Source organism: Streptomyces sp. NPDC015532 (assembly GCF_043078065.1).
In the GTDB taxonomy this organism is placed as follows: Bacteria; Actinomycetota; Actinomycetes; order Streptomycetales; family Streptomycetaceae; genus Streptomyces.
On record NZ_JBIBSY010000010.1, the window covers coordinates 40,272 to 62,171 of the forward strand.

Consider the following 21,900-nt stretch of genomic DNA (forward strand, 5'->3'; position numbering starts at 1 on the left):
CCGCCCAACTCTGCTGGTTCCGGACCGCTTCCAGGGAACGGAGAGGCGCGGGATGCCCCGCACGGGTGATCCTTCCGCTCCTCCGGCGGGCACGGGCATCAGCGAGCTGACAGGCTGAACACGGCCCGCGCCCGTGCCGCGGACCTTCCGCGCGAACACCGGCCGTACGGCCGACGCGGCGGCCGTATGCTTCCGACGGACCCCGCGTCGGTGACTGAAGGAGACTCCTGTGAAGGTCGGCTGCATCGGACTCGGCGACATCGCGCAGAAGGCGTATCTGCCGGTGCTCGGCGTGCAGCCCGGGATCGAACTGCATCTCCAGACACGGACGCCCGCCACGCTCGACCGGGTCGCCGACAGCCTGCACCTGCCACCGGCCCAGCGCCACGGCGACCTGGAGGCGCTGCTGGCCCAGGAGCTCGACGCGGCGTTCGTGCACGCGCCCACCGCCGCCCACCCGGAGATCGTCACCCGGCTGCTGGAGGCGGGCGTACCCACGTACGTCGACAAGCCGCTGGCGTACGAGCTGGGGGAGTCGGAGCGGCTCGTGCGGCTCGCCGAGGAGCGCGACGTCAGCCTCGCGGTCGGTTTCAACCGGCGTCACGCACCCGCGTACGCGCAGTGTGCCGAACACCCCCGCGAGCTGATCCTGATGCAGAAGAACCGCACGGGGCTGCCCGAGGAGCCGCGCACCATGGTCCTCGACGACTTCATCCACGTCGTCGACACCCTGCGCTTCCTGGTGCCGGGTCCGGTCGACGACGTGACGGTGCGGGCCCGTGCCGAGGACGGGCTGCTGCACCATGTGGTGCTCCAGCTCGCCGGGGACGGATTCACGGCACTCGGCGTGATGAACCGGCTGAGCGGATCGAGCGAGGAGATCCTCGAGGTCTCGGGCCAGGACACCAAGCGGCAGGTGGTCAACCTCGCCGAGGTGATCGACCACAAGGGGCAGCCGACCGTGCGCCGGCGCGGCGACTGGGTGCCGGTGGCCCGGCAGCGCGGCATCGAGCAGGCGGTCCTCGCGTTCCTCGACGCCGTGCGCTCGGGAAAGGTGCTCAGCGCCCGGGACGCGCTGGCGACTCACGAGTTGTGCGAGCGGGTGGTACGAGCGGTTCAGGAGCGGCCCGCCGCAGCCTGAACGTGCGGGCGCCTTCCGCCACGCACAGTGCCGCCATCACCAGCAGGGCGCCGTGCACCGGCCAGTCGCCGAACCGGACGTACGGCGTGACGCCCCGGGCCAGCGGCACGTCGTAGACCGTCGCGCCGCTCGTGTCCGTGCCGAGCCAGGAGCCGACGCGTTCGCCGTCCGGGCCGTAGACGGCGGAGACGCCGGTGAGCGTCGCGTGCACCATGGTCCGGCCGGTCTCGGCGGCCCGCAGCGCCGCGAGGGAGGCGTGCTGCTCGGGGGCCCAGCTGTGCTGGAACGTCGACGTCGAGGACTGGGCGACCAGCACCTCGGCGCCGTCCTGGGCGAGGCGGCGGCTCATGTCGGGGAACGCCGACTCGAAGCAGATCATGGGACCGACGCGCAGCCCGTGCCCGACGTTCATCACCACCTGTTCGGTGCCCCGCCTGCGGTCCTCGCCCGCGGCCTTGCCGACGGAGGTGGCCCAGCCGAGCAGGGAGCGCGCGGGCACGTACTCGCCGAACGGGACCAGGCGCATCTTGTCGTAGCGGTCGCCGGTCGGGCCGTGCGGCCCCACCAGGACCGAGCTCTTGTAGATGCCCGGCCGGTCGGAGCGGCGCGCGTCGACGTTCACCAGGATGTCGGCGCCGATCTCGCGGGACAACCTGGCCACGCGGACCGCCAGATCGGGCCGGTCGGCCAGGTCGAAGCCGACACTGCTCTCGCCCCAGACGACCAGGTCCGCGCCCTGGCCCGCGAGTTCACGCGTCAGCGCCACCTCCCGTGCGAAGCGCTTGTCGCCGCTCGTGCTCCCGTCCACGACGCCGGGCTGCACGACCGCGATCCGCACCCGGCCGTCGACGTCCGGGCGCGGCGACCAGGCCCAGGCCGCCGAGGTCGCGGCGGCCGTCGCGACGAGTCCGGCCACCGCGGGCATACGCGACTCACGCACCGAGACCAGCACGGCGACCGCGACGTTGACCGCCACGACGAGGAAGCTGAGCAGCCACACCCCGCCGACCGAGGCCAGCCGCAGCGCCGGCTCGACCTGCCACTGACTCGATCCGAGCAGCCCCCAGGGACCGCCCAGGCCCTGCCAGGACCGGGCGAGTTCGACCATCAGCCATCCCGACGGCAGAACGAGCAGGGCGGCGCCGACCCGGCCGGGGGAGGGCACCCCGGCCAGGAACCGCCGGACGAGCCAGCTCCACGGAGCCCACAGCGCGCCGAGCAGCGCCGCTATGACCACCGTGAAGACGTGCAGGCTCGGCAGCAGCCAATGGTGCACGGCCAGGATGAAACCGAACCCGCCGAACCAGCCGTCGTACGCGGCCTGCCTGCCCGTGGGGGCCGAGCGCGCCAGGAGGATCCAGGGCACCACGGCCACGTACGCGAACCACCACCACGACGGGGCGGGGAACGCGAGCATCGGCAGCGCGCCGGCCAGCGAGGCGACGACACCGCGCCGCCAGGGGGAGACCAGCCATGGGCCGAACGCACGGTCGGGCCTGTTCATCCTTCGCCTCCCTGCCCCGGGGTGCCTCCAGTGTGCGCGTCGGCGGCGATCTACGACAGGGGGCGTGGTGATCGGAAGGGGGCGCGTCGGCGGGAGGGCGTCCCTGGGTCGCGGAGCCGGGCGGCGACACGCCGGTGGCCACGGGCACGCCGGGGGCGCGGAGCCCGGGCGGGAACCCGCGGGCAGGGACCGAGCGCGGGCGACTCAGGTGTTGGGGGTGTGCGGAGGCTGTGCCATCCGGCGCCACTTCTCCTGGACGACCACCTGGAGCAGCCGCCAGCCGTCGCCGGTGCGCAGCAGGCCGAAGGTGTAGCGGCCGCCGCACACGAGGTCGGGCGCGGTGGAGTCGTCGTCCTGCCCCGCGAACCGCATCGGATTGATGTACTCCGCCCGCACCTCGGCCGTGTCGCCGGTGTCCTGGTCCAGGACGCCGAACCGCACCCGTCGGTTGACGATCAGATGCTGGCGCATCGCGAACAGGTCCAGGCTCTGCTCCAGCCACTCGGCGACCTCGGCCGCGTCCCCCTCGATGCCGCCGGCCGATCGGTAGTCGGCGCGGCCCTTCGGCGCGAACAGCCCGCGGTATCCCTCCCAGTCGCCGTCGTCCACGGCCACCGCGTACGCGGTGACGATCTCGTCCACGGAGAACCGGTCCAGCACGGTCGCGAGCTCCACACGCTGCGTCATCGGCTCAGTGTTGGCCACTGCGCCTGCCACGCCAAGGGGCTGGGCGGGGGTATTCCGTGTCCGGTGGAGTTCGGTTCGGCGCCGCTCGTCCTGGGCCGGCGTCGCCCGCACGGTCGTGGAGGGCCCGTGGGGCAAGTGGCGCCCGGGATCGGGACGTCGTCGAGGGTGGGCGGGCGGTGAGTCCGTGCGTGGCGGAAGGGTGAAGGGATCTACGCCGCTTCGATGATCTCGCCGCGTATCGCCTCGGCCCACTTCACGATCAGGAGCTCGTACTCCGCCCGCTCCTGTGCGGACAGGGAGCCGCCTGTCCGCGTCCACAGGGCGCGGATCTGTTCGTTCAACGCGGCGGCAGACCGCACGGAACCAGGCGGAGTGACATCGGGGGACATGCGGACCAGCCTAGGCGCAAGGACTGACACTGCGCTACCGGGCGGCTACTCACGTCGTATGTGCTGCGTCACGGTCTTTCCGCGCGGGGCCTCTTCGGTGGCCGAACTCCCTTTCCTGTGGCTTGAGTTGGTCGTTTCGGGCCTGTCCCCCGGGAGGGGGAGCGAAACGGCCGGGGAAACGTGCGGGCCCGTCCTGGCGGCATCCACCCGGGACGGGCGGGACGGCCGGGACGGGCGGGTGTGCCGCGACGGGATGCTTCCGGGGCTGTCAGGACGTCAACCGTTGGGCCCGCCCGTCTCCACCCGTCTCCGCCCGCTCCGCCCAGACCCGCTCCGCGAGCGCCTCCGCCTCCTCCTGAGGAATACCGGCGCTCACCAGGATGACCCCGCGGCTGCCGTCCGGGAACTTCACACTGCGCGCTTCCGTGCCCAACCGGCCCAGCGCGGGATCTTTCGGCATGCTCCACCTCCAGTCGGAGAGACCACGCTAAGGCGCCGCAACCCGAACCGCAGAAGCGTTCGGCCAGACGGCCTACCGCTCAGGTCACCGCACCACGGACGGGTACCGGGGGGCGCCGTGTCAGTGCGGCAGCACGTTGTCGAGGTACGTCCGCACGGGCTCGAAAACGCCGTCCGGAACCAGCCGGTGAAGGTCCCCGAGCCGTGCCCAGGCGACCTCGGCCACCTCCCGGGGAGAGGCCGCCCACGCTTCACCGGACACCAGACGGCAGGCGACGTAGACCACCCGCCGACCGGTGAGCGGATGTACGCGCTCGCCCAGCACCGACCCCGGCTCCACGGTGACCCCCGTCTCCTCCAAGGCCTCCCTGGCCGCCGCGTCCGCCGGAGACTCGTCCGCCTCGACCTTCCCCGACGGGAACGTCCAGAGAAGCGAGCCCGCGGGCGCAGTGCGGCGGATCATCAGCACGCGCCCGGCGTGCACGATCACCGCGCCGGCGACCGTCGCGTCATCAGCAGGCATACGACCTCGACCCTCCCCCAGGGAGCGGCGACCGGTGATCCCCTCAGCCCGACGACTCGGCCGCGTGAGGGCTGAGGGCATCGGTGCCGACCAGACCGATGATGACGAGGCCGAGAGCGATCCGGTACCAGACGAACGGCATGAAGCTCTTGTGCGAGATGAACTTCATGAACCACGCGATCACGGCGTATCCGACGGCGAAGGCGATGACCGTCGCGAAGGCGGTGGGCCCCCAGGAGACATGACCCTCCGCGGCCGCGTCCTTCAGCTCGAAGACGCCGGAGGCGAGGACGGCAGGCATGGCGAGGAGGAAGGAGTAGCGGGCGGCCGCCGCACGGCTGTAGCCCATGAACAGGCCGCCACTGATGGTCGCGCCGGACCGGGAGACGCCGGGGACCAGGGCCATCGCCTGGCAGACGCCGTACAGCAGGCCGTCCCGGGTGCTGAGGTCTTCGAGTCCCTTGCGCTGCTTGGCCGCCCGGTGTCTGCCGCCCGTCTCGTCGCGGGCCGCGAGCCGGTCGGCGATGCCTATGACGACGCCCATCACGATCAGCATCGTGGCGGTGACCCGCAGATCGCGGAACGGCCCCTCGATCTGGTCCTTGAGCGTGACCCCGAGCACCCCGATCGGGATGGAGCCGACGATCACCAGCCACCCCATCTGGGCGTCATGGTCGCGGCGCATCGCCTTGTCGGTGAGGGAGCGGAACCACGCCGACAGGATCCTGCCCACGTCCTTGCGGAAGTAGATCAGCACCGCCGCCTCCGTGCCGAGCTGCGTGATCGCGGTGAACGCCGCACCGGGGTCGTCCCAGCCCGCGAAGGCAGCGGTCAGCCGCAGATGCGCGCTGGAGGAGACGGGAAGGAATTCGGTCAGCCCCTGGACGAGTCCGAGGACGAGGGATTGAAACCAAGACATGAAGTTACGTGGTCCAAGTGCTGATCGTGGAAAGGGAGATGGGCACGCCCGATCGCGGTGAACGGCGATCGCGGACGCTGAGGGAAGCCTAACCGGGGCCGGTGACAGCCCGGCCAGGGGGGTTTCGGGGACTTCCGCGGAGGCCTTCCGATGTGTCCGGGACGGCGCCGGCCGCGGGATCCCGGTGCGGTGGCTACTCCGGAACGGGGCCCGTCACCGTCCAGCCCGGGACCTGGGGGTGGGACGTGAGGGATTCGTGTTCGACCTGCTCGCCGCATTCCCGGCAGACGACCTGGGGGACCAGTTCGTGGCCGCAGGTGTGCTCCAGCACCATGGGCCGGAAGCCGCCCTCCTGGAGGTGCCGGTCCCCCCAGGACATCAGCATCAGCAGGACGGGTCCCAGTTCGAGGCCCGCCCGCGTGGGCCGGTACTCGTAGCGCTTGGGACGGTCGCTGTACTCCGCCTTCTCCAGCAGCCCGGCGTCGACGAGGCGCTTCAGCCGGGCGGTCAGCACGTCGCGGGGAGCGCCGATGTTGCGCGCGAGCTGGTCGAAGCGGGTGGCGCCGAGCGACACCTCGCGCAGGACCAGCAGGGAGTACTTCTCGCCGACGAGGGCGAGTGTCGCGGCGATGGAGCAGGGGCGGGGCTCCTTCATGCCGTCAGTCTACGAAGGTGGGTTGGATGTTCCAACTCACTGGGTTACTCTTGGGTCACTTAGTGGGTTTGGAAATCCAACTCACTCACTTCGGGTGACCGGTCCCGCCCGGTCGCCGGTTCCCCGACCTCAGAGATCCGACCGACCTGAGAGGCATCCCATGCGTGACGCCGTGATCGTCGAAGCCGTACGCACCCCCGTGGGCAAGGGCAGAGCGAACGGTTCGCTCGCCCACGTCCACCCGGTGGAACTCCTCGCCCACACCCTTCGCGCGCTCGTCGGGCGCTCCGGGATCGACCCGGCGCTGATCGACGACGTCATCGGCGGCACGGTCGACCAGGTCGGCGAGCAGGCCATGAACACCACCCGCTACGCCATGCTCTCCGCGGGATTCCCCGAGACGGTCCCCGCGACCACCGTGGACCGCCAGTGCGGCTCGTCGCAGCAGGCGGTGCACTTCGCCGCGCAGGGCGTCATGTCGGGGGCGTACGACATGGTCGTGGCCTGCGGCGTGGAATCGATGAGCCGTGTGCCGATGTGGTCCAACGTGCCGGAGGGCGCGGATCCCTTCGGGCCCGGGGTCGCGGAGCGCTACCCCGAGGGACTGGTGCCCCAGGGCATCAGCGCCGAGCTCATCGCCGCCAAGTGGGGCATCGCCCGCGAGCGGATGGACGCCTTCGCGATCGACTCGCACCGGAAGGCGGCACAGGCGTGGGACGGCGGCCTGTTCGACGCGGAGGTCGCGCCCCTGGAGGGCCTGGTCCGGGACGAGAGCGTCCGCCCCGGCAGCACCCCCGAGACACTCGCCGGGCTGAAGCCCGCGTACTACGACCCGGGCTTCGCCGAGCGCTTTCCGCAGATCGACTGGTCCGTCACGGCCGGGAACGCGAGCCCGGTCAACGACGGCGCCTCCGCGGTGCTCATCACGTCGGGCGAGACAGCCGCCCGCCTCGGCCTGCGGCCCGTCGCCCGGCTGCACAGCTTCGCCGTCACCGGTTCCGACCCGCTGCTGATGCTCACCGGCGTCGTCCCGGCCACCGAGAAGGTGCTGCGCAAGGCCGGTCTCGACCTCGGTGACATCGACCTCTTCGAGGTGAACGAGGCTTTCGCCGCCGTCGTTCTCGCCTGGCAGCAGGAGACGGGTGCCGACCTGTCGAAGGTCAACGTGCACGGCGGAGCGATCGCGATCGGGCACCCGCTCGGCGCGAGCGGCACCCGCCTGACCACGACCCTCGTCCACGCGATGCGCGCCCGGGGCGCCCGCTACGCGCTCCAGACGATGTGCGAGGCGGGCGGACTGGCGAACGCGATGATCCTGGAAGCCGTACGTCCGTAGCGGACGCGGGTCATGCCTCCGTAGCGGTGTCGAGCGGGCCTCGGCGGCCGCGCAGGTGGTGGCGCTTGCGCCAGGCCACCACCGTTCCGACCAGGGCCGGGACCGTGATCAGGGCCATCGCGATCAAGAACGCCGGGGAGGTCGGTGACGACGCGCGGGCACCGGCGACGGCGTACGCGGCGGTGTTCGGGATCGAGCCGAGCGCCGTCGCGGCCAGGAAGGGCAGCCAGCCCATGCGGGACACGGCCGCGCAGTAGTTCGCGGCCCAGAACGGCACACCGGGGAACAGCCGGGCCACCATCATGGAGCGGAAGCCGTGCCGGCTGAGCTGGCCGTCCGCGGCCTTCAGCCAGCGGGCCCGCAGCAGCGGTCGCAGGGCGTCCTGCCCGAGGACCCGGCCGAGCCCGAAAGCGGCCCCCGCGCCGAGCACCGTGCCCACCAGCGCGGTCCCCAGCCCCAGTTGGGAGCCGAACACGGCGCCGGCCGCCAGATTGAGCAGTGGCCGGGGCACGAAGGCGAGCGTGCACAGCCCGTACGCCACGGCGAACGCGACGGCCGCCGCGGCGCCGCCGAGCTGGGGCGGCCAGCCGTCGGCCAGCAGCCGCTGCGGGTCGAAGAGAAACACGCTCGACGCCGCCGCCGCGAGCAGCACGACCAGCAGCGAGAGCCGCGACCAGGGCGAGAGCAGTGCTCTCAGGAAGCGGGAGGCCGGTTCGGCGCGTACGGCGGTCGGGACGACGGGTGCGGCGGTCGGGACGGCGGGTGCGGCGACGGTGATCTCCGGGCCGACGACCAGGTCGGTGGCGACGGTGAGCTCCGTGGCGGCGGCCTGGGGAGTGGCCGTGGCGGTGCCCCCAGAGCGGGTGGTGGCATCGAGCATTCCGGTGACACTAGCCGACGCGTGTGTGTGATCGCCGTATGGTTCGTCTCATGGGCGTCACAGCTTCCGGAACGTCGGGAGCGCGGTTCGACGTGCCGGACAGCGTCCTCGCGGACACGCTCCTGGAACGGCTCACGACCGTGTATCCGGCGGCGGCCGACCCTCGACGGGCTGCGTCGACGCGCGCGTACATGAAGGACATCGCCCCCTTCCTCGGGCTGACGACACCCGAGCGCCGCGCCCTGTCCCGCACCGTGCTCCTGGACACCGCCCGGCCCGACGAGCGGGACTGCACCGCGCTCGCCCTGCGCTGCTGGCGGTTGCCGGAACGCGAGTACCAGTACTTCGCCGTCGACTATCTGCGCCGCCATGTGACACGCCTGTCGTCGGGCTTCCTGCCGGTGGCCCGGCATCTCGTCTCCACCGTCTCCTGGTGGGACACCGTCGACGCGCTCGCCGCGCACGTGGTGGGAGGCCTGGTGGCCGCCGACCCGGGACTGCGTACCGACATGGACGCCTGGATCGAGGACGACGATCTGTGGATCGCCCGTACGGCGCTGCTCCATCAGCTCCGGTACAAGGAGGCCACCGACACCGGGCGTCTCTTCGCGTACTGCGTGCGGCAGTCCGGCCATCCCGACTTCTTCATCCGCAAGGCCATCGGATGGTGTCTGCGCGAATACGCCAAGACCGACCCGCGCGCCGTACGGGACTTCGTGGCCGCGCGGCGGGCGGCACTCGCGCCCCTGTCCGTGCGTGAGGCGCTCAAGAACATCGGTCCCTGAGACAGCGGGTGCCCTCGCACCCCGAGGGCTCACGAGGTACCGCCCGCACCGTTCGTACCGCCCGCACCGCACCGGGCCGCGGGCGGCGAAAACCATTCGACGTGGGCAGACGCGTCGGCGATGATCTCCTCATGTTCCGGTACGCCTTCCTCCTCGCAGCATCCGCAGTCGCGGATGCGCCGAAGGCTGCCGTCCAGATCATCACGGCAGCCGTCGACGGCGCCCGAAGCTGACCCTTCCCGGATTGTCCGGCGGACCCCGCAGGGGGAGGGTCGGGAAGTCCTCGGGGTCCCCGTCCCGGCCCGTATGCGCCGGGGCCATCACTCAGCTCCGCTGACACCGAAGAGGCTTCGAGGTACAGCCATGCCCAAGACGGCTTACGTGCGCACCAAACCGCACCTGAACATCGGCACCATGGGTCACGTCGACCACGGCAAGACCACCCTGACCGCCGCCATCACCAAGGTCCTCGCCGAGCGGGGATCCGGCACCTTCGTCCCGTTCGACCGCATCGACCGCGCGCCGGAGGAGGCCGCCCGCGGCATCACCATCAACATCGCGCACGTCGAGTACGAGACCGACACCCGGCACTACGCGCACGTGGACATGCCGGGCCACGCCGACTACGTCAAGAACATGGTCACCGGCGCGGCCCAGCTCGACGGGGCGATCCTCGTCGTGTCCGCGCTGGACGGGATCATGCCGCAGACCGCCGAGCACGTCCTGCTCGCCCGGCAGGTGGGCGTCGACCACATCGTCGTCGCCCTCAACAAGGCCGACATGGCGGACGAGGAGCTCGCCGACCTCGTCGAGCTGGAGGTCCGCGAGCTGCTCTCCGCGCAGGGCTACGGCGGCGACTCCGTACCCGTCGTACGGGTGTCCGGTCTCAAGGCTCTGGAGGGGGACCCCCGGTGGACGGCCGCGATCGACGCGCTGCTCGACGCCGTGGACACCTATGTGCCCATGCCCGAGCGCTATCTCGACGCGCCGTTCCTGATGCCGGTCGAGAACGTGCTCACCATCACCGGACGCGGAACGGTCGTCACCGGTGCCGTGGAGCGCGGCACGATCCGTGTCGGCGACCGGGTCGAGGTGCTCGGCGCCGGCGTCGACACGGTGGTCACCGGCCTGGAGACCTTCGGCAAGCCCATGGAGGAGGCGCAGGCCGGCGACAACGTGGCGCTGCTGCTGCGCGGTGTGCCCCGCGACGCGGTCCGCCGCGGGCACATCGTCGCCGCGCCCGGCAGTGTCGTACCCAGCAGCCGCTTCACGGCGCGGGTGTACGTCCTGTCGACGCGCGAGGGCGGCCGTACGACAGCGGTCTCCACCGGGTACCGGCCGCAGTTCTACATCCGCACCGCTGACGTGGTCGGCGACGTCGACCTCGGCGAGGCGGCCGTCGCCCGGCCCGGCGACACCGTCGTCATGACCGTCGAGCTCGGCCGTGAGGTGCCGCTGGAGCCGGGCCTCGGCTTCGCGATCCGTGAGGGCGGCCGCACGGTCGGCGCCGGGACGGTGACGTCGGTCGGCTGACGCACGGCCGGACCAGGGACACGGGGCCCGCCACACCATGGCGGGCCCCGTTCTCGTCGCCGCGGCCCGCCCGTTCGCGTCGCGGTGGGTACCGCACAATGGACCCGTGGACGAGCCGATACCCGTGACGCGGGCCGTGGATCACGGGACCGCCAAGCTGATGCCCGACGTCGACCGCGAGCGGGCATGGCTGCTGACCGTGGACGGCGCGCCCCAGTCGTACGTCGATCTGGACGAACCGACGCACCTGGAGTTCGAGTACACCCGGCGCCTCGGGCACGTGCTGGACACGGTGGCGCGGCCGGGTCACGCCCTGGACGTGCTGCACCTCGGCGGCGGAGCGCTCACCCTGCCCCGCTACGTCGCGGCCACCCGGCCCGGTTCACGCCAGGACGTGATCGAGGCGGACCGGGGCCTGCTGGCCATGATCGGCGAGTGTCTGCCGGTACCCGGCGGCACGGGCATCGCACTGCACCGCGCCGACGCCCGCGCCTGGATCGAGGCCGCCGCCCCCGACTCCGCGGACATCCTGATCGCGGACGTCTTCGGCGGCTCGCGCGTGCCGGCACATCTGACGTCCACCGCCTACGCGAACGCCGCCGAGCGCGTGCTGCGCCCCGACGGCGTCTACCTCGCCAACCTCGCGGACGCGGCGCCCTTCGCCTTCCTGCGCTCCCAGCTCGCCACGTTCTCCACGGTGTTCGAGGAGATCGCCCTCATCGCCGAACCCGGCGTGCTGCGCGGCCGGCGCTTCGGGAACGCCGTGCTCGTGGCCTCCCACCAGCCGCTCGACACGTCCGCCCTGGCCCGCCGTACCGCCGCCGACGCCTTCCCGGCCCGTGTCGAACACGGCCCCGCGCTGCGGGACTTCATCGGCGGGGCCGCTCCGGTGCGCGACGAGGACGCGGTTCCCTCACCCGAGCCGCCCGGCGGGTCCTTCGGCATCGGCTGAGGCGTGCTCCGTGACGGACACCGCGGCGGGAGCGCCCTGCGCCACCGCCCGGGACCGCCGTGTCAGATTCCGGACGTCCGGGACGCACAGCACCGCCGCCGTGACCACCACGACGAATGTCGCGCAGCCCCACAGCGCGGGCGTCCGGCCGAAGGTCTGCTCCGCCGGGCCCGCCAGTGCCGTGGCCAGCGGGACCATCGCGATCGAGCCGAACCAGTCGTACGCAGACACCCGCGAGAGCTTGTCCTCGGGGATCTCCTGGTGCAGCGCCGTCATCCACGACACACCGAAGACCTCTATGGCCAGACCGCTGACGAACATCACGGCGTACAGGGGTCCCACCGGCAGGGGGACCGCGAGGGCGGCCGCGGGTGCCGCGAGCGGGAAGACGCACAAGGTACCCGCGAGCAGCAGGCGGCGGGGCTTCCAGCGGGTCATGAGCAGCGCGCCGCCCACGGTCCCGGCACCGAAGGCGCCGAGCGCCAGGCCCCAGGGTCCCGGCCCGCCCAGACTGTCCCGGGCGACCAGCGGACCGTAGACCGCGTCCGCGGCTCCGACGACCGCGACCACCACGGAGAACTGCGCGACGATCGTCCACAGCCAGGGCCGTCCGACGACTTCCTGCCAGCCCTCGCGCAGGTCGGCGAGCAGGCCGCCGCCCGGTTCACGCGGCGGTATGTGGCTCACGTCGAGAAAGGCACGCAGCGCACCGGCGACCGCGAAGGCGACCGCGTCCACGGCGAGCACCCAGCCCGGTCCGATCACGGCCACCAGCGCTCCGCCGAGGGCCGCTCCGCCGAGACCCGCGCCCTGCATCGCCATCCGGAACATGGCGAACGCGCGGCTCGCCTGCTCACCGCGGACGGAGGACATGAGCATGCCCTCGGCGGCCGGGTTGAAGAAGGCCTGCCCGGTGCCGCCGAGCGCGGACAGCAGCATCATCTGCCACAGGTGCGCATCACCGGAGAGCACGAGGACGGCGACCGCCGCCTGCGACACACAGTTGAGGGCATTGGCCGTGACCATCACCCGATGCCGCGGCAGCCGGTCCGCGACCGCTCCGCCGATCAGCAGGAACAGCACCAGCGGCAGCGTGCGCGCCGCGGCCACCAGGCCGACATCGCCTCCGTCGCCGCCCGCCGCGAGCACCGCGAACGCCGCGGCGATCAGCGCGCCCTGGCTGCCCAGGTTGGTGACGACCGCGGCGGCGGTCAGGAGGGTGTAGTTCCGGCCCGCCCAGGAGGGGCGGCGGGAGGGTCGGGCGAGGCCGGGGGCTGAGGTCACCGGGAGACTATCGCCGCCGTGGGCTCGACTTGCCAAACCCGGCGCACGCGCTCCGGGCGCCGTGCGGAAACCCGAGCGGTGGACCGGGCCTCTGCGCGGTCGCTCACCGCACTGCCGGACCACCGCCCGCCGGAAACCGGAGACGACGCCGGGCCGGTGTCCGCGGACACCGGCCCGGACGCTTGAACTCGGTCAGCTGTTGTTGTCCCAGTTGCCCGGGTTTTTCGACACGTCCTCACCGCAGGAGAGGATCTCGTCCTTCTCCAGGAGGCACATCTGCATCCTGGCCGAGGACATGTTGTCGTGATCCTCGAACTTCACGTACGTGTCCCAGCCGTCGGACGACAGGTAGCCCCCGGTCACCTTGTGCATGGTCCAGTAGGTGACGCCCCGGTTGTGGCTGTTCGTGATGACCCGCACCCCGACACTGTGGCCGTCCGACTTCTGGTCCTGCAGGTGCAGCTTGAGGGGGCTGATCGACCAGGGGCTGGTCCAGGTGTAGTAACCGGTGGCCTCGCCCCAGGCCGTGTCGACGTGCAGGGTGTCCCGCGAACCCGCGGCGCAGGCGGGCGAGGCGGTCAAAGGAAAAATGACGGCGATGGCTGCCGCGGCGCCGGTGAGCATGGCGCGCTTGATGAGCATGTGTCCCCCTGTGCAATGGAGTTGACGGTGGCCACGAACGTTACCAGCAAGTAATTTGACTGGTCTTCCGTCACTCGGTGGGTGCGTTCTTCGAGAGGCGCACCGTGCTCAAGATCTTCGCCACCGTCGCGCCCGGGACCTGGCCGGACACGCCCTTCGCCTCGTAGAGCGTCCAGGAGACGAAGTCGCCCGCCGAGTTCTTGAAGGCGAACGTGGTCGCGGCGCCGTCGGAGTCGCACTTGCCCTTCTTGGGAACGCCGCTCGAGTACGTGGTCACGACGCTGCCGCTGACGCCCGAAGCCGTCGTGTACGCCTTGGGCTTGCCGATCCTGAGCAGCTTCTTCGACGCGGTCTTCTGGTCCGTGTATCCGCCGAAGACCCACCAGGCCGAGTCGTTGCGCGCGACGTCGTCGGTGTTCTTGGCGCCGCTCTGCCCCTTGGTGCCCGCGGCCGCCAGCGACGAGTCGTCCGTGCGGCCATCCTTGTCGTCGTCGGAGGTGCACCACTTCTCCTTGAGGATGGCGGGCGCGGACATGCCGATCAGGGCGGAACCGTCACCCTTCTTCTTGTCCTCGAAGAAGATGAAGGTGCCGGGGGTCTCGACCTTCCAGTCCGCCGGTACGTCGAAGGCGGTGCCCCACTTCGGGTTCACCACGACCTTCCAGCCGTCGATCGTCGCCTTCTCGTCGTCGCCGCCGCGCGGGTTGGCCGCGCTCGCGCTCGCACTCGCGCTCGCCAACGTGGAGGCCGACGTCTTCGGGGACCCGGACGGGTCGCCCCCGGCCTTGTCGTCCTTGTCGCCACCGCCCAGGACGAGGAATCCGGTGACTCCGGCCGCGATCACGACCGCCGAGGCCGCGACGATCGCGGTGATCTTCGTCTTGTTGCCACCGCCGCCGCCCCCGGGCGCCTGGGGCATGCCGAGAGGATCCGACGGCGCTCCCCACTGCGGCTGCCCCGGCTGCTGTCCGTACGGACCGGGCTGCGGATACCCCGACTGCTGGTATCCGGGCTGCTGGTAGGGGTTGGGCTGCTGGTACCCCGGTTGCTGGTACCCCGGCTGCTGGTACGGGTTCTGGTCCTGCGGATTCTGCTCGCCCCCGGGCGGCTGCTGTCCTGGCCACATGGCTGGTAACGATAGAGGGGCCCCTGACCCGGGTGCCACGGCGGTCCCCGAAACGACCGCGCAGGCATGCCACTTGTCCCATTGATCCCGGCTCGGAACTCCACCTGATCCCGGCCGGGGCCTCTGTCCCGTCCTGGCGTGCCGACTGATCCCGGCTCAGGAACCCGTCGGGTCGCCGTGCAGGCGGACGGTGCTCAGGATCTTCAGGACGGTCGCGTCGGGGATCTCGTCCCTCACGCCGGTGGCTCCGTAGAGGTTCCACGCCACGAAGTCGCCCGCGGAGTTCTTGAATCCGAACGTGACGGCCTTGCCGTCGCTCGCGCACTTCCCCTTCCGGGGAGTGTTCTCGGAGCGGGCCCGGGCGACGCTCCCGGTGATACCCGAATCCGTGGTGTACGGCTCGGCCTTCCTGCCGGAGGTCAGGCTCTTCTTGTCCGGCCGCGTGTAGCCGCAGAACACCCACCAGGGGACCTGATTCATGGCGACCTCGTCGGTGTTCTTCGCCTGTCCTGGCCGCATGGGCGGTCACGTCAACGGCGCCTGTGAAACGTTTCCGTCACCGCGTCTCGTCAGGCCCGTACCGGAGTGCGGCTCGGTCTGCCGTGCTGATCGACCTCCGTGCTGATCGACTTCCGCGCCGGACGGGAGGGCTGGCCAAGGGTTGCTACTCATGGGTAACATCGCGGTATGAGCGCAGACCAGATGACGATCGGCGAGATGCTCGCCGCGACCGTGCCGATGGCCCGGACCCTGAACCTCGAGTTCGTGGAGACCACTCCGGAGAAGGCCGTCGTGGCGCTCCCGGACCAGGGCGACTTCCACAACCACGTCGGCGGACCGCACGCCGGGGCCATGTTCACGCTGGGGGAGTCGGCGAGCGGGGCGATCGTGCTCGCTGCCTTCGGGGACCAGCTCTCCCGCGCCGTGCCGCTCGCGGTCAGCGCCGAGATCGCGTACAAGAAGCTCGCGATGGGCCCCGTCACGGCCACCGCCACGCTCGGCCGCCCCGCCGCCGACGTCGTCGCCGAGCTCGACGCCGGTCAGCGCCCCGAGTTCCCCGTCGCCATCGCCATCCGGCGCGCCGACGGCGCGGTGACCGGCGAGATGACGGTCATCTGGACGCTCCGTCCGAACGGCTGAGACCCGCTCCGCCCGCAGGGCCCTGATCGGGGAGTGCGAGCCGATCGGGGCCCCGGGCCGTCACGTGGCCGTTCGCGCGGGTGGCGGGACCGCCGCCGTGCGGGACCCGGGCGTCGGCCCGCGTGCGGACCCGGGGCCGACGTGTGTTCGCGGACGCGCCGTGCCGACCCGCGCACGGACTCCGTCGCCGACCCGTACCGGCCCGTTCAGCCGCGCGGCACCCGTATGCTCACCGTCTGGGTGACCCGGGTGCAGAGCCGACGCCGGTCGTCCTCGATGTCGCACTCCACGACCGCCGTGTCGCGGCCCACCCGCAGCACCCGGGCCTTCGCGTACGCGGCCCCCTCGCGCACGGGCCGCAGGAAATGCGTGGTGGAGGTGGTGGTGGCGGGAACGGCGCCCGCGGGGCCGTTCAGCCCGGCGCACACCGCCGAGGCGACGTCGGCCAGGCCCATCAGCGCGCCCCCGTGCAACCCGCCTCCCGCGGTGGACAGTTCGTGCACGAAGTCGAGTTCGGCGTCCACGCCCTCGGCCGACAGGGCGGTGAAGCGGACACCCAGGGTCCTGGCGTACGGGGCCATCGCGTAGATGTCCTCGGCGGTGACGGTCACATCGGACTCCTTGTGGGAGGGGTGGGACGGAAGTCGATGATCCTTTCTATCAACTCCCCTTGCGGTCAGCGGGTGTTCCGGCGGAGCGGAGTCCGCGTGCGATCCGGTGGTCCGCCGAGCACCTGTTCCCTTCCGGCCGTCCATGCCCGACTCTGGCCTTCGGGCGGTGCGCACACCGCCCGAAGGCCTGAGCCGGGGACCGGGATCAGAGGAGTGCGCGCGTGGGTGCAGGCGGGCGGGGTGCCGTTCTGGTGACCGGTGGCAGCGGGTTCGTCGGGAGTCATCTGGTGCGGCGGCTGCTGGAACGGGGCTACCGGGTCCACACCACCGTACGAACGACCGCGAACGCGGCGAAGGTGTCGCCGCTCCGGGAGATGCAGGAGGCCTTTCCCGGCAGGCTCGAGCTGTTCGAGGCGGATCTGCTGGCCGACGGCTCCTTCGACGCGGCGATGAGCGGCTGCGGCGTGGTCTTCCATGTGGCGTCGCCGTTCCTGATGCCGGAGAGGATCAAGGACGGCCACCGCGACATGGTCGACCCGGCGCTGCTCGGCACACGCAACGTACTGGCCGGAGTGGAACGGACACCGACCGTCGGGAAACTCGTCCTCACCTCCACCGTCGGCGCGATCTTCGGCGACTACGTCGACGTGCGGAGCATGGACGGCGGTGTCCTGTCGGAGAGGTACTTCAACACCACGAGCACGGTCGAGAACAACCCGTACCACTACGCGAAGACGCTCGCGGAACGCGCGGCCTGGGAGGCGGAGGCGGCCCAGGACCGCTGGCGCCTGGTGTCCGTCAACCCCGGTCTGGTCCTCGGCCCGTCACTCACCCCCGCGTCCGAATCGGGCAGCCTGTTCCTGCTGGACGAACTGTTCAAGGGCTACTTCTTCTACGGCGCACCCGATTTCAGCTTCACCACGGCGGACGTCCGCGAGGTGGCGGACGCGCACATCGCGGCGGCGGAGCACGACGGTGCCAAGGGCCGGTACATCGTGGCGGCCGAGACGATGACGTCCTTCCACGACATGGCACGCGTCATCCGCGGCCGGTACCCCCGAACCCTCCGGCTGCCCCGCACCGCGCTCCCGCACTGGCCGGTCCGCATCCTCGGCCCGGCGTTCGGACTGACCCAGGACTACATCCGCAAGCACCTCGGCATCCGGTTCCGCGTGGACAACAGCCGCAGCGTGCGGGAACTGGGAATCAGCTACCGACCGGTCGAGGAGACCCTGCTCGACCACTACGAGAGCTGGCGGCGGCGGACGTGACGAGCCCCACGTCCGGGCCGCCGTTCAGCACGAGCAGGTAGGCTCTCCGGCGGGCGCTCCGGGGAAGCGCACCTCGGTGATCATGCGAAACGCGGTCGCCCGGGTCACGTACACCGAAACGGGAGGAACCGGCGTTGCACGTCCAGGACTGGCTCGAAACGGTGCCTGCGGTCAGTATCTACGCGCTCGTGGCCCTGGTCATCGGCCTGGAGAGCCTGGGTATCCCGCTGCCCGGAGAGATCGTCCTGGTCTCGGCGGCGCTGCTGTCCTCGCAGCACGGCGGCATCAACCCCGTCATCCTCGGCGTGTGCGCCAGCCTCGGGGCGATCATCGGCGACTCCATCGGCTACGCCATCGGCCGCAAGGGCGGACGCCCGCTGCTGGCCTGGCTCGGCGCGAAGTTCCCCAGACACTTCGGCGAGGCCCATGTCGCCACGGCCGAGCGTTCCTTCCAGAAGTGGGGCATGTGGGCCGTCTTCTTCGGCCGCTTCATCGCCCTGCTGCGGATCTTCGCGGGACCGCTCGCCGGTGTGCTGCGGATGCCGTACTGGAAGTTCCTGATCGCCAACGTCCTCGGCGGCATCATCTGGGCCGGCGGCACCACCGCCGTCATCTACTACGTGGGCGTCGTCGCCGAGTCCTGGCTCAAGCGCTTCTCGTGGCTCGGCCTGGTCGCCGCGGTCCTCGTCGGTCTCGCCTCGATGCTGATCGTCCGCCGCAAGGCCAAGCAGGCCGCGACGCAGCACGCCACGGCGGAGACGGAGCCCGTCCCCGCCGCCGAGTAGAGCGGTCTCTCGCGGCTCCCGCGATGCGCGCCGCCGCGTAGAGCGGCGCTCGTACCCTCGTACGTCCCCGGGTCTACTCGTGGATGTCGCGGTGCGCTTTCGCCAGTTCCACGTAGAAGACACCGTTCAGTGAGAGGCCCTCGCGTTCCTCGTCGGTCAGCGGGCGCTTGACCTTGGCGGGGACACCCGCGACGAGTGAGCCCGGCGGGACCCGCATCCCCTGAGGCACCAGTGCCTGCGCGGCCACGAGCGAGCCGGCCCCGATCACGGCCCCGTTGAGCACCGTGGCCCCCATGCCGATCAGACAGTCGTCCTCCACGGTGGCGCCGTGCAGCACGGCGTTGTGGCCGACCGAGACCCGCTCCCCGACGGTGATGGGGAACCCGGGGTCCACATGAAGACTGCAGTTGTCCTGCACATTGCTGCCGGCGCCGATGACGATCGGGCCGCAGTCGGCGCGCAGCACCGCGCCGTACCAGACACTCGCGCCCGCCCCCAGCGTGACGTCTCCGATGACCACGGAGGTGGGGGAGACGAACGCCTCCTCGTCGACCTGCGGATCCTTGCCGCCGATCCCCTTGATCAGCGCCTGATGCGTCGTCACCGTGTCACCGTCTCGTCGTCTCGTGGTCCGGCCCTCTGCGTACACCGGCACCGTATGTCATCGCCTCAGGGCACCTCCGAGTACCTCCGAGTACCTCCGGTAGGGCGAAGATCACAGGCGTCCGGCCGCGTCCACCCGTCCCGCGCTGAGTACCGTGAGCGGGTGTCCAGGAGCAAGAACACGTTCTCATCATGGCGGCGACGCCTCGCGCAGCGCGCCGTCCACGCGGGCTGGGCCTGGGTGCGGCGCGCGGGTACGGTCTCGGCCGAGCGGCCGGGCCGCTTCCGTTTCGGTGCCCTGGGGGAGAACACCAGACTGGCCTTCCCGCTGGGCACGGTCTTCGGCGAACCCTGGATCCACCTCGGCTCGTACTGCATCGTCGCCGAGCAGGTCACGCTGACCGCGGGCCTGATGCCCGACCTGGACCTCGGCCCCGACCCGATCCTGCGCATCGGGGACGGCGTGGTCCTCGGCCGCGGCAGCCATGTCATCGCCGACACGACGGTCACGATCGGCAGCGACTGCTACTTCGGGCCCTATGTGTACGTCACCTCCACGAACCACTCGTACGACGATCCGCACGAGCCCATCGGCAAGCAGTGGCCGCGGATGGAGCCCGTGGAGATCGGCCCCGGCTGCTGGATCGGGACCGGTGCGGTGATCCTTCCCGGGGCGCGGATCGGCCGGAACGTCGTGGTCGCCGCGGGTGCGGTGGTACGCGGTTCGGTGCCGGACCACTCCGTCGTCGCCGGAGCTCCCGCGAAGGTCGTCCGGCGCTGGGACCCGGTCGCCGGATGGCAGCCGCCGCTGCGCACACCGCCGCCGGTGCCCATCCCCGACGGGGTGACTCCCGGGCAGCTCCAGGCGCTCGCGGAACTGGACGAGGAGACCATCGCGCGGCTCGCCGAGCTGGACCTCGACCCGCGGGACGCGGCGGGGGACGTGCACGCGCAGTCGGGGGACGTCCGCGCCGAGTCCTGACCGCGGAGCGGCGGACCGGCCCGCTGCCCCCGTGGTGCCCTCCGGAGGGCCGGAACCGGCCCGGCCGGCCGGTCGGCGGCAGGACCGGCGAGCCGCCTCAGCCGGTGGCCAGCAGGACCGTGCCGACCAGTGCCAGCGCCGCTCCGGTGGCCTGCACCCCTCGCAGCCGTTCCCTGAGGACACCGCGCGCGGCCAGGGCCGTGACCACCGGGTAGAGCGAGGCGAGGACGGCGGCGACGGTGACCGGGCCGTGCTGGGCGGCGACCGAGTACGTGCCGTTGGCCGCGACGTCGGCCAGACCCACGAAGGCGAGCGCGGGCAGGGAGGCCCAGGGGAATCCGTCCCCGGGAAGGGCCGCGGCGCCGCGTCGGACGGAGAAGGCCAGAGCCGCGCCGCCGGTGACGACATTGGTCACGCGCTGGACGAACAGTGCCAGGAAGAGCCCGGTGACCGACGACGAGGCTTCCGCGATCAGCGCGAACACCGTGCCGAAGCCGGCGGCCGCGATCAGGGTCAGCAGGATCGCCTGCCGCTGCACCGGCGCGCCCCGCAGCTGGGGTCCGCCCGCGAGCACGACTCCCGAGACGGCGACCGCGATGCCCGCGATCTGTGTCAGTCCCGGACGCTCCCCGAGGAACAGGCCGACGCCGATGGGGACGGCCACGGCCAGTGAGCCGAGCGGCGAGACCACGCCCATCGGCCCGAGGGCGAGCGCCTTGTAGAAGGAGAGCAGCGCGACGGGGCCCACCAGGCCCGCGGCGACCGCGAACCAGAGCTGCGGGCCCGCCGTGCTCCAGGCGCCGGTGGCCAGCACGATCGCGCCGAGGACCACCGCGGCGATCGACTGGGACACGACGACCACCGTGAGAGCGGGGCTGCGCCGGGTCAGCAGACCTCCGCCGAAGTCGGCCAGGCCCCACAGGAGGCTGGTGGCCAGGGCGAAGAGTGCTGTCACGAGGGCCTCGCAGTACAGTTCGGTGAACGATCAGGTGCACCCTACGATAGTTCACCGGATTGAACTCTGTCATTCAAAATATTGGACGGAATGTGGCGGACCTCGACCTGCTGACTCAATCCCTGGCGCGCAATGTGAAGCGCTGGCGCACCGAGCGGGGCTTCACCCTGGAGGCGCTCGCCGCTCGCGCCGGAGTCAGCCGCGGCATGCTCATCCAGATCGAGCAGGCCAGGACCAACCCCAGTCTGGGTACCGTCGTCAAGATCGGTGACGCGCTCGGCGTCAGCATCACCACCCTCCTCGACTACGAGCAGGGGCCCAGGGTCCGGATCGTCCCCGCCGACCAGGCCGTACGGCTGTGGCACACCGAAGCGGGCAGCTACAACCGGCTGCTGGCGGGCACCGAGGCGCCCGGCCCGCTGGAGATGTGGGACTGGCGGCTCATGCCGGGCGAGGGCAGCCCCTCCGACCCGCACCCCTCCGGCACCGTCGAACTCGTGCATGTCATCACGGGCGACCTGACCCTCACCGTCGACGGCGTCGAGCACCGCGTCCCCCAGGGGGCGAGCGCGTCGTTCGAGGCCGACACCCCGCACACGTACGCCAACGCGGGCGAGGTCCCGGTCGAGATGGTCATGGCCGTGTCGGTCCCGCTCGTGCACTGAGGCCGGGCCCGCTTCCGCCCTTGGTGAGCCGGTCCCCGCGAGCACGGGAGGCTCCCGCCGGGCGGGTCCGCGG

At 71.5% G+C, this 21,900-nt stretch carries 24 protein-coding genes and 1 pseudogene; 10 read left to right on the plus strand and 15 right to left on the minus strand.

The annotated features are described in order from the left end of the window. Window positions 1–229 precede the first annotated feature (229 nt). Complete coding sequence (locus tag ACF07B_RS26825; protein ID WP_392180805.1) at window positions 230–1,141, plus strand: Gfo/Idh/MocA family protein; 912 nt, start codon at window positions 230–232, stop codon at window positions 1,139–1,141. On the opposite strand, the gene lnt is transcribed toward ACF07B_RS26825, so the two are convergent. From lnt to ACF07B_RS26860, 7 genes are all read right to left on the minus strand, one after another. Beyond that, window positions 1,059–2,645, minus strand: a complete 1,587-nt coding sequence (lnt, locus tag ACF07B_RS26830; RefSeq protein WP_392180806.1) for an apolipoprotein N-acyltransferase — start codon at window positions 2,643–2,645, stop codon at window positions 1,059–1,061. The two genes, ACF07B_RS26825 and lnt, sit on opposite strands and share 83 nt — an antisense overlap. Before the next feature lie 204 nt (window positions 2,646–2,849). Beyond that, complete coding sequence (locus ACF07B_RS26835; RefSeq protein WP_392180807.1) at window positions 2,850–3,332, minus strand: nuclear transport factor 2 family protein; 483 nt, start codon at window positions 3,330–3,332, stop codon at window positions 2,850–2,852. A gap of 209 nt (window positions 3,333–3,541) precedes the next feature. After that, window positions 3,542–3,721: a hypothetical protein gene (locus ACF07B_RS26840; RefSeq protein ID WP_151470596.1), complete on the minus strand. Its 180-nt coding sequence runs from the start codon at window positions 3,719–3,721 to the stop codon at window positions 3,542–3,544. Window positions 3,722–3,989: 268 nt separating this feature from the next. Beyond that, window positions 3,990–4,181, minus strand: a complete 192-nt coding sequence (locus ACF07B_RS26845; protein ID WP_392180808.1) for a hypothetical protein — start codon at window positions 4,179–4,181, stop codon at window positions 3,990–3,992. A gap of 120 nt (window positions 4,182–4,301) precedes the next feature. Beyond that, window positions 4,302–4,703 carry an NUDIX hydrolase gene (locus ACF07B_RS26850; protein ID WP_392180809.1) on the minus strand — a complete coding sequence of 134 codons (402 nt, stop codon included), beginning with the start codon at window positions 4,701–4,703 and terminating at the stop codon, window positions 4,302–4,304. Between the two features lie 43 nt (window positions 4,704–4,746). Then, window positions 4,747–5,622 (minus strand): undecaprenyl-diphosphate phosphatase, encoded by an 876-nt coding sequence (locus ACF07B_RS26855; RefSeq protein WP_392180810.1) that lies wholly within the window; start codon window positions 5,620–5,622, stop codon window positions 4,747–4,749. A 193-nt stretch (window positions 5,623–5,815) separates the two neighbouring features. Beyond that, complete coding sequence (locus ACF07B_RS26860; RefSeq protein WP_392180811.1) at window positions 5,816–6,277, minus strand: winged helix-turn-helix transcriptional regulator; 462 nt, start codon at window positions 6,275–6,277, stop codon at window positions 5,816–5,818. 160 nt (window positions 6,278–6,437) lie between these two features. Here ACF07B_RS26860 and ACF07B_RS26865 point away from each other — a divergent pair, with 160 nt between their 5' ends. After that, a complete protein-coding gene (locus ACF07B_RS26865; protein WP_392180812.1) occupies window positions 6,438–7,613 on the plus strand; it encodes a thiolase family protein in 1,176 nt (391 codons plus the stop codon). Window positions 7,614–7,623: 10 nt separating this feature from the next. Here ACF07B_RS26865 and ACF07B_RS26870 read toward each other — a convergent pair whose 3' ends face one another. Then, a complete protein-coding gene (locus ACF07B_RS26870) occupies window positions 7,624–8,493 on the minus strand; it encodes a TVP38/TMEM64 family protein (protein ID WP_392180813.1) in 870 nt (289 codons plus the stop codon). A 50-nt stretch (window positions 8,494–8,543) separates the two neighbouring features. Between ACF07B_RS26870 and ACF07B_RS26875 the strand changes: the two genes are divergently transcribed. The 3 genes from ACF07B_RS26875 (at window position 8,544) to ACF07B_RS26885 (ending at window position 11,763) form a co-directional block, all read left to right on the plus strand. Beyond that, a complete protein-coding gene (locus ACF07B_RS26875; protein WP_392180814.1) occupies window positions 8,544–9,278 on the plus strand; it encodes a DNA alkylation repair protein in 735 nt (244 codons plus the stop codon). A 363-nt stretch (window positions 9,279–9,641) separates the two neighbouring features. After that, complete coding sequence (gene tuf / locus ACF07B_RS26880) at window positions 9,642–10,811, plus strand: elongation factor Tu (protein ID WP_362408008.1); 1,170 nt, start codon at window positions 9,642–9,644, stop codon at window positions 10,809–10,811. A gap of 106 nt (window positions 10,812–10,917) precedes the next feature. After that, the gene (locus ACF07B_RS26885) at window positions 10,918–11,763 is read left to right on the plus strand and encodes a spermidine synthase (RefSeq protein WP_392180815.1); all 846 of its coding nucleotides are present in this window, start codon (window positions 10,918–10,920) and stop codon (window positions 11,761–11,763) included. Here ACF07B_RS26885 and ACF07B_RS26890 read toward each other — a convergent pair. The 4 genes and pseudogenes from ACF07B_RS26890 to ACF07B_RS26905 form a co-directional block, all read right to left on the minus strand. Further along, complete coding sequence (locus ACF07B_RS26890) at window positions 11,725–13,047, minus strand: MFS transporter (protein ID WP_392180816.1); 1,323 nt, start codon at window positions 13,045–13,047, stop codon at window positions 11,725–11,727. The genes ACF07B_RS26885 and ACF07B_RS26890 overlap by 39 nt on opposite strands. A 192-nt stretch (window positions 13,048–13,239) precedes the next feature. Beyond that, window positions 13,240–13,689, minus strand: a complete 450-nt coding sequence (locus ACF07B_RS26895) for a hypothetical protein (RefSeq protein ID WP_392180817.1) — start codon at window positions 13,687–13,689, stop codon at window positions 13,240–13,242. A 70-nt stretch (window positions 13,690–13,759) separates the two neighbouring features. After that, window positions 13,760–14,815 carry a hypothetical protein gene (locus tag ACF07B_RS26900; protein WP_392180818.1) on the minus strand — a complete coding sequence of 352 codons (1,056 nt, stop codon included), beginning with the start codon at window positions 14,813–14,815 and terminating at the stop codon, window positions 13,760–13,762. A gap of 156 nt (window positions 14,816–14,971) precedes the next feature. Continuing rightward, window positions 14,972–15,319: pseudogene (locus ACF07B_RS26905) on the minus strand (hypothetical protein); the annotation flags it as partial. A 183-nt stretch (window positions 15,320–15,502) separates the two neighbouring features. Between ACF07B_RS26905 and ACF07B_RS26910 the strand changes: the two are divergent. Further along, complete coding sequence (locus ACF07B_RS26910) at window positions 15,503–15,955, plus strand: DUF4442 domain-containing protein (protein ID WP_362407998.1); 453 nt, start codon at window positions 15,503–15,505, stop codon at window positions 15,953–15,955. Between the two features lie 206 nt (window positions 15,956–16,161). Here the strand turns inward: ACF07B_RS26910 and ACF07B_RS26915 are convergent, their stop codons facing one another. Further along, a complete protein-coding gene (locus ACF07B_RS26915) occupies window positions 16,162–16,566 on the minus strand; it encodes a PaaI family thioesterase (protein ID WP_392180819.1) in 405 nt (134 codons plus the stop codon). A 221-nt stretch (window positions 16,567–16,787) separates the two neighbouring features. Here ACF07B_RS26915 and ACF07B_RS26920 point away from each other — a divergent pair, with 221 nt between their 5' ends. After that, on the plus strand, window positions 16,788–17,837 hold the full coding sequence (locus ACF07B_RS26920) for an NAD-dependent epimerase/dehydratase family protein (protein WP_392180820.1): 1,050 nt from the start codon (window positions 16,788–16,790) through the stop codon (window positions 17,835–17,837). Between the two features lie 134 nt (window positions 17,838–17,971). Next, entirely contained in the window at window positions 17,972–18,622 is a 651-nt protein-coding gene (locus ACF07B_RS26925; RefSeq protein ID WP_369484272.1) for a DedA family protein, read from the plus strand. 73 nt (window positions 18,623–18,695) lie between these two features. Here ACF07B_RS26925 and ACF07B_RS26930 read toward each other — a convergent pair whose 3' ends face one another. Further along, the gene (locus ACF07B_RS26930; protein ID WP_362407990.1) at window positions 18,696–19,226 is read right to left on the minus strand and encodes a gamma carbonic anhydrase family protein; all 531 of its coding nucleotides are present in this window, start codon (window positions 19,224–19,226) and stop codon (window positions 18,696–18,698) included. Between the two features lie 162 nt (window positions 19,227–19,388). On the opposite strand from ACF07B_RS26930, the gene ACF07B_RS26935 reads away from it, so the two are divergent. Then, the gene (locus ACF07B_RS26935; protein WP_384234311.1) at window positions 19,389–20,207 is read left to right on the plus strand and encodes an acyltransferase; all 819 of its coding nucleotides are present in this window, start codon (window positions 19,389–19,391) and stop codon (window positions 20,205–20,207) included. Window positions 20,208–20,304: 97 nt separating this feature from the next. Here the strand turns inward: ACF07B_RS26935 and ACF07B_RS26940 are convergent, their stop codons facing one another. Next, entirely contained in the window at window positions 20,305–21,162 is an 858-nt protein-coding gene (locus ACF07B_RS26940; RefSeq protein WP_392180821.1) for an EamA family transporter, read from the minus strand. A 92-nt stretch (window positions 21,163–21,254) separates the two neighbouring features. Between ACF07B_RS26940 and ACF07B_RS26945 the strand changes: the two genes are divergently transcribed. Beyond that, window positions 21,255–21,827, plus strand: coding sequence for a helix-turn-helix domain-containing protein (locus ACF07B_RS26945; protein WP_369484269.1), 573 nt, complete (start codon window positions 21,255–21,257; stop codon window positions 21,825–21,827). Window positions 21,828–21,900: the final 73 nt, after the last annotated feature.